The sequence below is a fragment of the Vibrio sp. Vb339 genome, assembly GCF_902751245.1.
Lineage (GTDB): Bacteria > Pseudomonadota > Gammaproteobacteria > Enterobacterales > Vibrionaceae > Vibrio > Vibrio coralliirubri.
In genome coordinates this window covers 141,164-153,893 of sequence record NZ_CADDIS010000008.1, presented here as the reverse complement: position 1 = coordinate 153,893, position 12,730 = coordinate 141,164, and the positions used below count along the sequence as shown (strand labels likewise).

The following is a 12,730-nucleotide window of genomic DNA, read 5'->3' as shown; positions in this document are numbered from 1 at the left end:
GCACCAGTGATCATGTTTTTAACATAATCCGCGTGTCCTGGACAGTCTACGTGTGCGTAGTGACGTGCTGGAGTGTCGTACTCAACGTGAGAAGTTGCGATTGTGATACCGCGCTCACGCTCTTCTGGAGCGTTATCGATAGATGCGAAATCTTTAGCAACACCGCCGTATACTTTTGCAAGAGTAGTACAGATAGCAGCAGTTAGAGTTGTTTTACCGTGGTCAACGTGGCCGATAGTACCAACGTTTACGTGCGGTTTCGTACGTTCAAATTTTTCTTTAGACACAATCGTGTTCCTTCCTAGTTATGATTCGCCACGTTCATTATTGAGCGAGACGCGCCAGAAATTGCTATTTTATGCGCCAACTCTCGTTAGCGCAATATTTGGACGCATTGTTCTTTCAAAAAATGAAAAAAAATGCCTTCCTTTTGTTTAACCACGCTCTGCAATGATTGCTTTTGCAACATTGTTAGGCACTTCAGCGTACTCACTAAACTCCATAGAGTAAGAAGCACGACCTTGTGTCGCAGAACGTAAATCAGTTGCGTAACCGAACATGACAGACAACGGAACTTGTGCACGAATTATCTTCAGGCCAGCTGTCCCCTCGTCCATACCTTCGATGATGCCGCGACGACGGTTAATATCGCCAACAACGTCACCCATCCAGTCTTCTGGAGTAGTTACTTCAACTTTCATCATAGGCTCAAGCAGAACCGGTTGCGCTTCAAGTGCACCCGTTCTGAAAGCCATAGAGGCAGCGATTGTAAACGCCATCTCACTTGAATCTGTTTCATGGTAAGAACCATCATATAGTGTAGCTTTGATATCCAAAACTGGATAGCCAGCAAGCACACCATTGTTCATCTGCTCTTCAACGCCTTTAGCAACTGAAGCGATAAACTCTTTCGGTACGATACCATTGGCAATTTCATCCACAAACACAAAGCCTTCGCCAGCTTCTGATGGTTCCAGTTTCAGCCATACGTGACCGTACTGACCTTTACCACCATGTTCACGGATAAATTTACCTTCCGCTTTCGCTGTACCACGAATAGTCTCACGGTAAGCCACTTGCGGGTTACCAACGTTGCAGTTCACGCTAAATTCGCGCTTCATACGGTCAACGATGATATCTAAGTGTAGTTCACCCATACCAGAAATCAGAGTCTGGCCAGTTTCCGCATCCATATCAACGCGGAACGATGGGTCTTCCGCTGCTAGTTTACCTAGAGCGATAGTCATTTTATCTTGATCAGCTTGAGAGCTTGGCTCTACAACGATCTGAATAACTGGGTCTGGGAACTCCATGCGCTCAAGAACAATCTTATGGTTCTGGTCACAAAGGGTTTCACCAGTAGTCACATCTTTCAGACCAATGATGGCTGCGATGTCACCTGCTCGTACTTCTTTTACTTCTTCACGCTTGTTTGAGTGCATTTGAACAATGCGACCTAAGCGTTCACGTTGTTTCTTCACAGAGTTGTAAGCTGTTTTACCGCTTTCAACAACACCAGAGTAAACACGGATGAAAGTTAAAGTACCAACGAATGGGTCTGTTGCGATCTTGAATGCTAGCGCTGAGAACGGTTCTTTGTCGTCCGCGTGACGCTCTGCTTCATTCTCGTCTTCATCGATACCTTTAATTGCAGGAACATCGACTGGAGAAGGAAGGAAATCAACTACTGCATCTAGAACAGCTTGTACGCCTTTGTTTTTGAATGCACTACCACAAGTTGCTAGTACGATTTCATTGTTAAGGGTACGAGTACGAAGACCTTGTTTGATTTCAGCTTCTGTTAGTTCACCTTCTTCAAGGTACTTATCCATCAGCTCTTCATTTGCTTCTGCAGCAGCTTCAACAAGTTCTGTACGATATTCTTCAGCCAATTCTTGCATGTCTGCAGGAATATCTTCGTACGTGAAAGTCATGCCTTGGTCAGCTTCGTTCCAGTTGATTGCCTTCATCTTGATAAGATCGACAACACCCTGGAAGTTTTCTTCAGCACCAATGTTCAGTTGAATTGGAACAGGAGTTGCGCCTAAGCGATCCTTGATCTGTTCAACTACGCGCAAGAAGTCTGCGCCTGTACGGTCCATTTTGTTAACGAAAACCATACGTGGAACGTGGTACTTATCAGCTTGACGCCATACTGTCTCTGACTGAGGTTCAACACCAGATGAGCCACAGAACACAACAACTGCACCATCAAGTACACGCAGAGAACGTTCTACTTCGATAGTGAAGTCAACGTGTCCAGGAGTGTCGATGATGTTGATACGGTGGTCCGAGAACTGAGCTTCCATACCACGCCAAAACGTAGTGGTTGCTGCTGAAGTGATCGTAATACCGCGCTCTTGCTCTTGCTCCATCCAGTCCATGGTTGCTGCACCATCGTGAACTTCGCCGATTTTATGAGAAAGACCGGTATAGAACAGAATACGTTCACTTGTGGTTGTTTTACCTGCATCTACGTGAGCAACGATACCGATATTACGGTATTGCTCTATAGGAGTTTTACGAGCCACGGTTGAATCCTCTTATTAGAGACTTAGGGACTATTGCTATGTCTAGATTAGGCGTTAAAAGCGATGCTTCGCTAAAAATTGCTTGCCCTAGAAATAGCAATAGTTCCTAGCATAAGCATAGGAACTAAAGAAGTGCTGCAAGGAACCTTGCAGCACTAAAAAGGTATTACCAACGGTAATGTGCGAACGCTTTGTTTGCGTCAGCCATGCGGTGAACGTCTTCACGTTTCTTAACCGCAGTACCTTTGTTCTCAGACGCGTCTAGCATTTCAGCAGCTAGGCGTTGAGCCATAGATTTTTCACCACGCTTACGCGCAGCTTCAACTACCCAACGCATAGCAAGAGCGTTACGGCGAACCGGACGAACTTCTACAGGTACTTGGTAAGTTGAACCACCTACACGGCGAGATTTAACTTCTACCGCTGGGCGAACATTTTCAAGAGCTTCTTCAAATACAGCTAAGTGGTCTTTACCAGACTTCTCAGCCATTGAATCTAGTGCAGTGTAAACGATTTTTTCTGCAGTAGATTTCTTTCCGTCAACCATAAGGATGTTAACGAATTTTGCCAGCAATTCAGATTTGAACTTAGGATCTGGAAGGATCTTACGCTGACCTATTACGCGACGACGTGGCATGGATATTCTCCGTTGTCTTCTTCAGGTTTTTTCCAAAACTTTTCAGAATAATAAATAAAATAGTGTTTGGCCTTACTTAACGCTTTCTTTTAAAAAAGAAAATGCATTAAGACTTAGGACGTTTCACACCGTACTTAGAACGACCTTGTTTACGGTCGTTAACGCCAGCACAGTCAAGTGCGCCGCGAACAGTGTGGTAACGAACACCCGGAAGGTCTTTTACACGACCGCCACGGATTAGTACAACACTGTGCTCTTGTAGGTTGTGGCCTTCACCGCCGATGTACGAAGTTACTTCGAAACCGTTAGTTAGACGTACACGACATACTTTACGTAGTGCCGAGTTAGGTTTTTTAGGTGTAGTAGTGTAAACACGAGTACATACACCACGTTTTTGTGGGCACGCTTCTAGTGCAGGCACGTTGCTTTTAACAACTTGCTTTACACGAGGTTTGCGAACCAACTGGTTAATAGTTGCCATTAACTAGCTCCTGAAATTTACTTGAAAGTAAGCTTTGTGAAAAATCTATCCCTAATCACAAGTCGTAATTAGGGACGCAAAATTCTATTCAGCAGTGGGAGGTGTGTCAAGAAATATACAGATCTTTTTTAGCCGTCTAGAGCTCAGGATGGTCTAATTTTAACCAAACTGATAGAACACGCTTACCAAGTCACTGATTTGTCGTTCAAAACCGTCAGTTTAACGAAGCCATCGAAGTCAACTTGATCAATGGTACTTGAGACAAGTAGTTGTAAACCTCGGCTATCTAGATCTGGTTTTAACACCGACACCTGCTCTACTGCGCAGATTTGAGTGAATAACTCATGATTTGGAAGGCAAACGTACACCGCATCTTCCACCAAAAGATACTGATCTTGTGGCTGAGAATAGGTCAATGCGAGTTTAAGTTTGTCGACTGATTTTACGATATGAAGCATAGCGTCCCCTAGAAAGTCAGTATCTGTTGGCACTGAGCTAACTTCTGCGTTAACTCGCCGGCTTCAACGGTGGTCACATCGATCAGCAGGTTGTCTGCTGAAAGACCAAACTGACTCAGACTACGCTGACACACATACACCTGTTCGATGTCGTACAGGTCCATAAGTTTGAATGCGGAGATGTAGTCACGCGATAGTGTTTCGTCGGGCTGCTGCGCTTTGAGAAGCTGTGTCACGCCATCGCCAACAAAGAACACGGCGATGTCTTCACTGTAGGCGGACGCAGCAAGTAATGCGTCTAACCCTTCTCTACCCGCAGCGGTCGTATGAGGAAAACTGTTAAATATAAAGGCTAACTTTCTCAAAACTGCACAACCCTATCTTGCGTTAGTAGCGCTTCTGATAAGCTCCCTAATCCGGCCTGAGTAAATCCCGTGGCTAGGTTAGAGGCACTTAATTGATGTTGCTCTGCTTCTTCAGAGCTAATCACTCCGCGTCTTAGCGCTGCTGCCACACAGGTTTCAAGGCTAACATCGTGTTCATCAGCCAGCTTTTGCCAAGCAGAAGCTAAGTCAAATTCATCGTTAGCCGGTACGGTAAGGTCTGAGCCGTTACTCACGCCATCTTGATAGAAGAACACACTGTGAAGTTTGTGGCCCTGTTTAATCAGAGCCACGGCAAACTGGTAGGCACTTCTTGCTGACTGTGAGCCATAGACTGGCCCATTCACTAGGAGTGTATAGCTTAGCAACCCTCTTCATCCTCTGTTTTACGTTGGCGGATGTATAGGTACACGGTGTGCTTAGAGATGTTCAGTCGCTCAGCAACGCGGTTGATTGCGTCTTTAATATCGAAGATACCTTTGTCGTACAGCTCCATCACGATCTGACGGTTCTTAGTATTGTTCGATACCGATTTGTCAGCGTTAATTTCTTCAATAGTGCGTTCAACCGTTTGGTCGACAAGTTCTTCAACGTCACTAGCGAAGTTAACCGATGATGCGGCTTCGTCTGCGTCTTGCGTAGGCATGAACGATTGCAGTACTTGTGAGAATGGCGCGTCTAGATTCACGTTAATACACAGTAGGCCAATCACTCGGTCTTCACCGTTGCGGATAGCAACCGTGATCGACTTCATCAACACTCCGCCTTTAGCGCGAGTGAAGTATGAACGTGAGAAGTTACGCTTAGAACCTTCAATATCTTTTAGCATCTTCAATGCAAGATCGGTGATCGGCGAACCAACCTGACGACCTGTATTTTCGCCGTTGGCAATTTTAATCGCAGAAGTATTGAGGTCTTCTAAAGAGTGCAAAACGATTTCACAAAACGGACCAATAAGGCTCGCAATACCGTCAACAACGGCCTCATAAGATCTTAGAATGATTTTATCGTGTTCACTGAATGGCATAACGTGGACTGATTCCATTTCAAGTAACACATCTGCATTGACTGTTTCTGTAGTAGTCACTTATTCCTTACCTTCGTGTGAAAAATCAACAAATTTATGTAAGTTTATCAGAAAATTTTAATTGCACACCTAGCTAACATTGCAACTAGTGATTTAGAACAAGTTTAAAAATCAAATACTCATCTTCAAATCATAAAAAAAGCCTAACTCAAAGTTAGGCTTTTTATTCAATCACGTATTTTAGTACGAGGCTTTTAACCGATATTACTGTGCAGGAGCTGCTTCAGCGTTATCGATGTTTAGTAGTTCTACTTCGAATACTAGCGTTGAGTTAGCAGGGATAGTCGGTGTGTCTTGCTCACCGTATGCAAGCTCTGGCGGGATAACGAACTTGTACTTAGAACCAACTTGCATTAGTTGTACGCCTTCAGTCCAGCCTGGGATTACGCGGTTTAGTGGGAATGTTGCTGGTTCGCCACGATCGTAAGAGCTGTCGAACTGAGTACCGTCTGTTAGCGTACCTTTGTAGTGTACTTGAACCGTATCAGTGTCTTTTGGAGAAGCACCTTCACCAGCAGTCATTACTTGGTAAAGTAGACCAGATTCAGTTTGCTTAACGCCTTCAGTTTTAGCGAACTCAGCGCGGAAGTCATCACCGGCTTTCTTCACTTCTGCAGATTTTTCTGCCGCTTGTGCTTGCATCGTTTCAGCAACACGCTTGTCTAGAGCTTCAAGAGCTGCGCGAGTTTCTTCTTCGTTAAGTGCTGTTTTCTCTGCGAATACGTCTTCGATACCTTGAAGAACCATATCTTTGTCTAGGTTGATACCTAGCTCGCTTGGCTTATCAATGCTTGTGCTTAGGTAGTTAGCGAAAGATACACCGATTGCGTAAGCCGCTTTGTCATCTTCTGTTTTAAAGTTTACTGCTTCAACTTTAACTTCTTCTACCTGTGGAGCTTCTGCCTTTGGTTCTTCTTTCTGACAACCAACTGCTAGCATAACCGTTGCGGCAAGCAGTGATACTTTTAAAACTGATTTCATTGAATTCTCCAATTAATGGCCAAGCCATTGGTTATTGTGCACAAATCTAATGATTAGATTGGTGTGAATACGTTAGTTATAACAATATACTAGTCATATGTCTTTCGACACAAACCGGATTATTAGATGTGATGCGAATATTTTTCCACTCATTGCTATGTACAATTGTCATCACCTTGTTAAATGGTTGCTTTTTCTTCCAAGATGATGAGCAGCGTTGGGAAATTGAGCCCAATGGTGCCACCAGCTTTGCACTCAGCAGAGATGGACGCTTCGCCCTGCTCTACTCTCAGCAAAAGCAACTGCTCCTTTGGGACCTCGCCGAAGACCAAGAGTTGGCTCAGCTTGGCCCACAAGATCAGTTAGAAAACCAAGTATCGCGTATCCGTATCTCGGACAATGGCCGTTTTGCCATTACCGCGAGCCAGATGAACTTCGCCGTTTGGGACTTATCTTGGACTCAAGCACAAGGGCTATGGTCTATCTCCGACGGCTTGATTCGCGATGTCGATATCTCTAGCAATGGTGAAAAAGTACTGCTTGGCCTTTCTAATGGCAAAGCCATCTATGTGGACTTAGTCACCGGACGCCGTCTGGAGTTCCTCGCTCACCGAGAAAAAGTGAATTCTGTGTCCCTTTCATCCAATGGACGCTACGCCTTATCCGGTGGTAACGACTACAAAGCCTACCTTTGGGATACCGAGTCGGGCTTGGTATTGCGCACCTTTGAGCATGAACAAAGAGTAGTACGAGTCGCGCTACAACGCGATGGCGAGCTGGCTTTTACTTCTGACGGCGGCAATCAAGCGATGATTTGGGATCTTGAAACGGGTGAACCTCAAGCACAACTACAGAGCTGGTCTCGACAGTTGATTTTCTCGAGTGCTCGTTTTTCTGATGACGGCAGCATGTTGGTGACGGGCACGCCATCCAGCCAAGTGAGTGTGTGGAATACTCAGGATGGCAAACGAATTTCTCGCCACGATGCTGAGCCACTAAAAGATGCTCGCCCTCCTCGTGCGGTAGTGTATGATGCAGCCTTTGATGATAAGAACCGTGTGATATCGGGCACCTCTGCGGGCATTGCCCAAGCTTGGAATGTGGATTAAGAACGATGACAGAAAAGCGAGTTGAACAACTAGAAAGCCGCGTAAATGACCTAGAGTGTCAGTTAGCTTTCCAAGAACAAACCATTGAAGAACTCAATGAAGCGCTTAGCCAACAACAAATGTTGATCACGAGAATGCAAGACCAGATGAAATTCGTGGTTGGCAAAGTGAAAAATATGGATGGCTCTAATCTAGCTGACGCATCAGAAGAGACGCCACCTCCACACTATTAAGTGCGGTTCAAAATAACGAATTGATTCTAGCGACCATATCGTTAGTCTCTCGCCTTCAATGTATAAATACATTTCAGGACGGGACATAAAAAACAAAAGGGCGACAGATACTTATCTGTCGCCCTTTTGTTTATTCCATCTCAGTGAATAAGCTAAAGCCAATTAAGCCGATAGAAACTTAATCATCGGCATAAATCTTCACTTCAACACGACCTTGAGTATCAACACTTGCACGATACATTCCTGAGCTGTTCATACCAAAATGAATATCGCCTTGGCCATCGATAGCGATCAAGCCACCTTCTCCACCCATGGTTTTCAATTCACCTTGAATGATCGTTTCACAAGCGGTGTGCACATCTTCTTTCAGATAACGCATTCGTGCCGCGACATCACTTGCGACCATTTTACGTAAGAAGAACTCACCCATCCCGGTTGTTGAGACGGCAACGTTGCCATTTTCAGCGATGGTTCCCGCCCCAATAATCGGAGAATCACCCACGCGACCGTATTTCTTATTGGTCACGCCACCGGTACTGGTTGCTGCTGCTAAGTTACCCGTTTGGTCTAATGCGACAGCACCGACCGTGCCGTACTTTTTGTCGTCAGGGTATTTCTCAGCTTGCTGTTCATCATATTTCGCTTCAGACAGAGCAAAGATGCCTTTCTCTTTCATCGACTGAAGTTGGTCATAGCGACGCTCAGTAAAGAAGTAGTCTTGCTCGGTGAAGGTGTAATCATGCTCAAACGCAAACTTCTCGGCACCTTCACCAATCAACAACACATGGTCGCTTTTCAGCATCACATCACGCGCAAGTTCAATTGGATTTTTGATATGGCGAACGCCTGCAATAGCACCTGCATCCATTTCGCGGCCATGCATCACAGAAGCGTCCATCTCAACAAATTCATCATGCGTTAAAACAGAGCCCTTACCGGCATTAAAGTGTGGGCTGTCTTCCATCACCTTAACCGATGCTACTACCGCATCCAGAGCATCACCACCCGATTGCAATATTTGATAACCAGCCAAAACCGATTTTTCCAAAGCCTCGGTAATACCCGCTTTTAATTCATCGCTCATTTGCTCGCGCAAGATAGTTCCTGCACCACCATGAATGGCAATTGAAAAAGGCTGTGACATACAAACTCTCCACTGACGTCGTCTTATAATGTTGTGCTATCAATACCACATCCATGGTTCGATGTCTGATAACGAAAACCAAACTTTTACGAATGCTTAGATTTGCGGACACTTAGTTTGGTAGAGAAAAGCGAGGTCAAAAAGCGAGGCTCTTAAACGCAAAAAGCCTCCACAAGGGAGGCTTTCAAGATTCTTAAACTAAACCGTTAATTCGGTATTAGTGAGAACCACAGCTACCGCCGCCGCAGCAGCCGTCTTTTTTCTCTTCACCGTGGTCATGGCCTTCGCCACCACAGCAACCGCCTTCGTGGTCATGATCGTGGTCGTGACCGCCACAGCCGCCTTCTTGGTGTACGTGACCGTGTTGAACTTCTTCTTCAGTCGCTTCACGAACCGCTACAACTTCAACATCAAACGTTAAAGTTTGGCCAGCTAGCATGTGGTTACCGTCAACAACAACTTCGTCGCCATCTACTTCAGTAACTTCAACTGGGATTGGACCTTGGTCAGTATCCGCTAGGAAACGCATGCCAACTTCGATTTGCTCAACACCTTGGAATACGTCAGCAGGAACACGTTGAACTAGTGCGTCATTGTGTTCGCCGTATGCGTCTTCTGGAGTAACAGTTGCAGAGAACTTGTCGCCAGCTACTTTGCCTTCAAGCTCTTTTTCAAGACCTGTAATTAGGTTGTTGTGACCGTGAAGGTAATCTAGTGGAGCTTCTGCAGTGGATTGGTCAACTACTACGCCATCTTCAAGTTTCACTTGATATGCAACACTAACTACTACGTTCTTTTCAATTTTCATGAGAGCTCCAAGGAGGTTTGGACTAAGCTCGAACAGTTGAGCTTAGGAAAAATTCTGTACCGGGATATTATGGGGATCAATTAACGAAACTCAATCATTCTGGCTTAAAAATACCGATCATTTCTTGATTCGCGTGTTCAGATTTCTCTACAGTTTTCGGTTTACGCTGTTCTGTGAAGTCACAATCGACACATTCCACCAGCTCGATATTGTTTTCAATCCACCAACGGAGTGTGTCTTGAGTGTTGCAACTTGGGCAGCTTGCCCCTGCGATAAAGCGTTTTTTCTGTTTCACGTTCATATCCTTTACTACTCTGGATTCGCAGTTCTTCCCACTCACTTTATTGAGAAGTTAAGCAGAGACCGCGTTTATTATTAGATTGGTTCTTTAGTCTGTTATTTCTATGCTCAAGCTTCATTTCTAAGCTCAAGCATGAGTTATCACTTCAAGCTACTGCCAATAGTTTCGAGATTGGTGATCGTTTTCCATCTCGTGTCCAAAGATCTCTTCAAGCTCTTTACGAGCCTCTTTCGCTCTTTGGGCTAACTCGGCATCTTCGTTATGCTGAGGCAGCAACTCTTTCAGCATACCATTATCCAACTTTCTAAAGTGTGCTTCTGCTCGCTTCGCTTTATATGGATGCATGCCAAGTTCAGTCAATGTTTGACGACCTAAATCCAGTGCCCCAAGGAAGGTTTCACGAGAGTAGTTACTCACACCGTGGTTAAGTAATTGATACGCTTCAACACGGCTTCGAGCACGCGCTAAGATCTTTAAGCGTGGGAAGTGCTGCTTACATAAATCGACGGTTTTCATGATTTCATCGGGAGAGTCAGTACACAACACAATCGCCTCTGCTTTATCAGCACCAGCTGCGCGTAACAGCTCGAGGTGAGTCGAGTCTCCGTAAAATACCTTGTAGCCAAACTTTCTAAGGATATGGATTTGGCTGGCATCACTCTCCAGAACGGTGATGCGAATCTTATTGGCATACATCAAGCGACCAATGATCTGACCAAAACGACCAAAGCCCGCAATGATCACTCGAGGGCTACGATCGACCACATCCGAAGACATCGCACTTTCGCTGATTTGGTTCAGTTGACGAGCAAAGAATCGGTCTTGCAGCTTAAGCATCAATGGCGTGGTCACCATAGACAGGCTCACTACTACCAGTAAGAAAGACACTTGTTCGCCACTTAAGATGCCTTGAGCACTCGCCGCAGTAAAAATAACGAAAGCGAACTCACCACCTTGGCTGAGAATCATCGCCATGCGGCTACGTGCTTTTGCCTGCGTTCCAAAGATACGAGCTAGCGCGTACAGCACTAAACCTTTCAACACCACGAGGGCCAATACAGCTATCAGTATCGCGAATGGGCTTTCAGCTAGTAAACCTAGGTTTACCGCCATACCAACCGAGATGAAGAACAGGCCGAGCAACAATCCTTTGAATGGGTCAATCGCGATTTCAAGTTCGTGTCGGTATTCACTTTCAGCCAGAAGTACGCCCGCTAGGAAGGTACCTAATGCCATCGATAAGCCAATCTGTTGCATGATCACGGCAATACCAATCACAAGTAACAGCGCTGCGACGGTGAATAACTCACGCACACCACTCATCACTACGTATCGGAACAGTGGTCTCAACAAGAAGTGACCACCGACCAGCAGACCAATCACACCACCCAACATCCATAACATGTCTGCCCAGCTACCACCGGTATTACCCGCAAGCAAAGGCAACATTGCCAACATTGGAATAACGGCGATATCTTGGAAAAGTAGTACTGCAAAGCCTGACTGCCCGGCTTCTTTACCGCCGAGCTCTCGTTCTTCAATAACACGCAAGGCAATCGCGGTGGAAGACAGCGCTAAACCCATACCTATTACTAGGCTGGTTTGCCAAGTTAATCCGAACAGACAGGCGATGGCGGTAATAATCAGAGTGGTGATCAGCACTTGCGCGCCGCCCAATCCGAGAATGGGGGCTCGCATCTGCCACAATTTTTTCGGGTTAAGTTCGAGACCAATCAGGAAGAGCAGCAGTACCACACCGAATTCGGAGAAGTGCAGAATCGCCTCTACATCACTGATTAGGCCAAGTCCCCATGGGCCAATTGCCACACCTGCCAATAGGTAACCGAGTACTGAACCCAAACCGGCGCGCTGTGCGATAGGAACCGCAACCACAGCAGCCGCTAAAAATATAACGCTACTTTGTAGAAAATCATTAGTCAGAGCCATCATCTGCTCCTATATCTTGTAGCGGGTCTCGCAACCAATTTCGATACGCTTCGGCGTGTTGGTAACGCGTCATATCGGTGACATTTCGTGCCCAGTGTAAAACCAAAGGGGATATCCAGTTCATTTGACACAAAGCAGCGGTGAGCTCGAATGGTTGCAAGATCTCTTGTAATGGATATTTATTATAGCCTGCGGCACCAAACGCCTCTTCTTTACCACCGGTAGTAATCACACTGCGCCAGTGTTTGCCTTTAAGCGCACTTTGCTCACCAAACGCAAAACCCTTGCCTAACACGCGATCAAACCACTCTTTTAACAGTGAAGGGCAGGAATACATAAACAGAGGATGTTGAAACACGATCACATCGTATTGAAGGAGCAATTCATGCTCATAAGGCACATCGATAAAGAAGTCTGGGTAGATGGCGTAGAGATCATGAACTTTGACATGACCGAGCGACTCTACCTTCTTAACCATCATCTGGTTAGCAATAGAGGTTTGCGGCTCTGGGTGCGCGTAGATGATCAACACCTTTGGCACGACTTTGTCTGTCGAGGGAGTATTACTCATTCCTTTGAAACATTCCTTTGAGGGCTAAACGGTGGCAAGGCCACAAGAATTTAAGCAAA

The 12,730-nt window shown here is 45.6% G+C and carries 16 protein-coding genes; 2 read left to right on the top strand and 14 right to left on the bottom strand.

The annotated features are described in order from the left end of the window. The 9 genes from HRQ85_RS23500 to fkpA form a co-directional block, all read right to left on the bottom strand. The coding region (locus HRQ85_RS23500; RefSeq protein WP_240698135.1) for a GTP-binding protein at nt 1-287 on the bottom strand (287 nt) is incomplete at its 3' end. A 147-nt stretch (nt 288-434) separates the two neighbouring features. Then, nucleotides 435-2,531 carry an elongation factor G gene (fusA, locus tag HRQ85_RS23495; protein ID WP_172380708.1) on the bottom strand — a complete coding sequence of 699 codons (2,097 nt, stop codon included), beginning with the start codon at nt 2,529-2,531 and terminating at the stop codon, nt 435-437. A gap of 166 nt (nt 2,532-2,697) precedes the next feature. Then, entirely contained in the window at nt 2,698-3,168 is a 471-nt protein-coding gene (gene rpsG, locus HRQ85_RS23490; protein WP_010435163.1) for a 30S ribosomal protein S7, read from the bottom strand. 106 nt (nt 3,169-3,274) lie between these two features. Beyond that, the gene (gene rpsL / locus HRQ85_RS23485) at nt 3,275-3,649 is read right to left on the bottom strand and encodes a 30S ribosomal protein S12 (RefSeq protein WP_004737194.1); all 375 of its coding nucleotides are present in this window, start codon (nt 3,647-3,649) and stop codon (nt 3,275-3,277) included. A gap of 182 nt (nt 3,650-3,831) precedes the next feature. Then, nucleotides 3,832-4,107: a sulfurtransferase complex subunit TusB gene (tusB, locus tag HRQ85_RS23480; RefSeq protein WP_017063711.1), complete on the bottom strand. Its 276-nt coding sequence runs from the start codon at nt 4,105-4,107 to the stop codon at nt 3,832-3,834. Nucleotides 4,108-4,115: 8 nt separating this feature from the next. Further along, nucleotides 4,116-4,472 carry a sulfurtransferase complex subunit TusC gene (gene tusC / locus HRQ85_RS23475; protein ID WP_050649570.1) on the bottom strand — a complete coding sequence of 119 codons (357 nt, stop codon included), beginning with the start codon at nt 4,470-4,472 and terminating at the stop codon, nt 4,116-4,118. Next, entirely contained in the window at nt 4,469-4,858 is a 390-nt protein-coding gene (tusD, locus tag HRQ85_RS23470) for a sulfurtransferase complex subunit TusD (RefSeq protein ID WP_017063709.1), read from the bottom strand. Before tusD ends, tusC begins: the two co-directional genes overlap by 4 nt. Next, nucleotides 4,852-5,577 (bottom strand): helix-turn-helix transcriptional regulator, encoded by a 726-nt coding sequence (locus tag HRQ85_RS23465; protein ID WP_004729851.1) that lies wholly within the window; start codon nt 5,575-5,577, stop codon nt 4,852-4,854. The genes tusD and HRQ85_RS23465 overlap by 7 nt, the downstream gene beginning before the upstream one ends. A 204-nt stretch (nt 5,578-5,781) precedes the next feature. Then, a complete protein-coding gene (gene fkpA / locus HRQ85_RS23460) occupies nt 5,782-6,558 on the bottom strand; it encodes an FKBP-type peptidyl-prolyl cis-trans isomerase (protein ID WP_017061105.1) in 777 nt (258 codons plus the stop codon). 131 nt (nt 6,559-6,689) lie between these two features. On the opposite strand from fkpA, the gene HRQ85_RS23455 reads away from it, so the two are divergent. Then, the gene (locus tag HRQ85_RS23455) at nt 6,690-7,667 is read left to right on the top strand and encodes a WD40 repeat domain-containing protein (protein WP_017063707.1); all 978 of its coding nucleotides are present in this window, start codon (nt 6,690-6,692) and stop codon (nt 7,665-7,667) included. 5 nt (nt 7,668-7,672) lie between these two features. Beyond that, entirely contained in the window at nt 7,673-7,900 is a 228-nt protein-coding gene (locus tag HRQ85_RS23450) for a SlyX family protein (protein WP_009848930.1), read from the top strand. Between the two features lie 178 nt (nt 7,901-8,078). Here HRQ85_RS23450 and HRQ85_RS23445 read toward each other — a convergent pair whose 3' ends face one another. The 5 genes from HRQ85_RS23445 to kefG form a co-directional block, all read right to left on the bottom strand. Then, nucleotides 8,079-9,044 carry an isoaspartyl peptidase/L-asparaginase family protein gene (locus HRQ85_RS23445; RefSeq protein ID WP_081229706.1) on the bottom strand — a complete coding sequence of 322 codons (966 nt, stop codon included), beginning with the start codon at nt 9,042-9,044 and terminating at the stop codon, nt 8,079-8,081. 217 nt (nt 9,045-9,261) lie between these two features. Beyond that, nucleotides 9,262-9,852: a peptidylprolyl isomerase gene (slyD, locus tag HRQ85_RS23440; RefSeq protein ID WP_017061108.1), complete on the bottom strand. Its 591-nt coding sequence runs from the start codon at nt 9,850-9,852 to the stop codon at nt 9,262-9,264. A gap of 94 nt (nt 9,853-9,946) precedes the next feature. After that, nucleotides 9,947-10,147, bottom strand: coding sequence for a YheV family putative zinc ribbon protein (locus HRQ85_RS23435; protein WP_029235422.1), 201 nt, complete (start codon nt 10,145-10,147; stop codon nt 9,947-9,949). 156 nt (nt 10,148-10,303) lie between these two features. Continuing rightward, nucleotides 10,304-12,100, bottom strand: a complete 1,797-nt coding sequence (gene kefB / locus HRQ85_RS23430; protein WP_048605367.1) for a glutathione-regulated potassium-efflux system protein KefB — start codon at nt 12,098-12,100, stop codon at nt 10,304-10,306. Then, complete coding sequence (gene kefG, locus HRQ85_RS23425) at nt 12,087-12,671, bottom strand: glutathione-regulated potassium-efflux system ancillary protein KefG (RefSeq protein ID WP_017061111.1); 585 nt, start codon at nt 12,669-12,671, stop codon at nt 12,087-12,089. Before kefG ends, kefB begins: the two co-directional genes overlap by 14 nt. Nucleotides 12,672-12,730 lie beyond the last annotated feature (59 nt).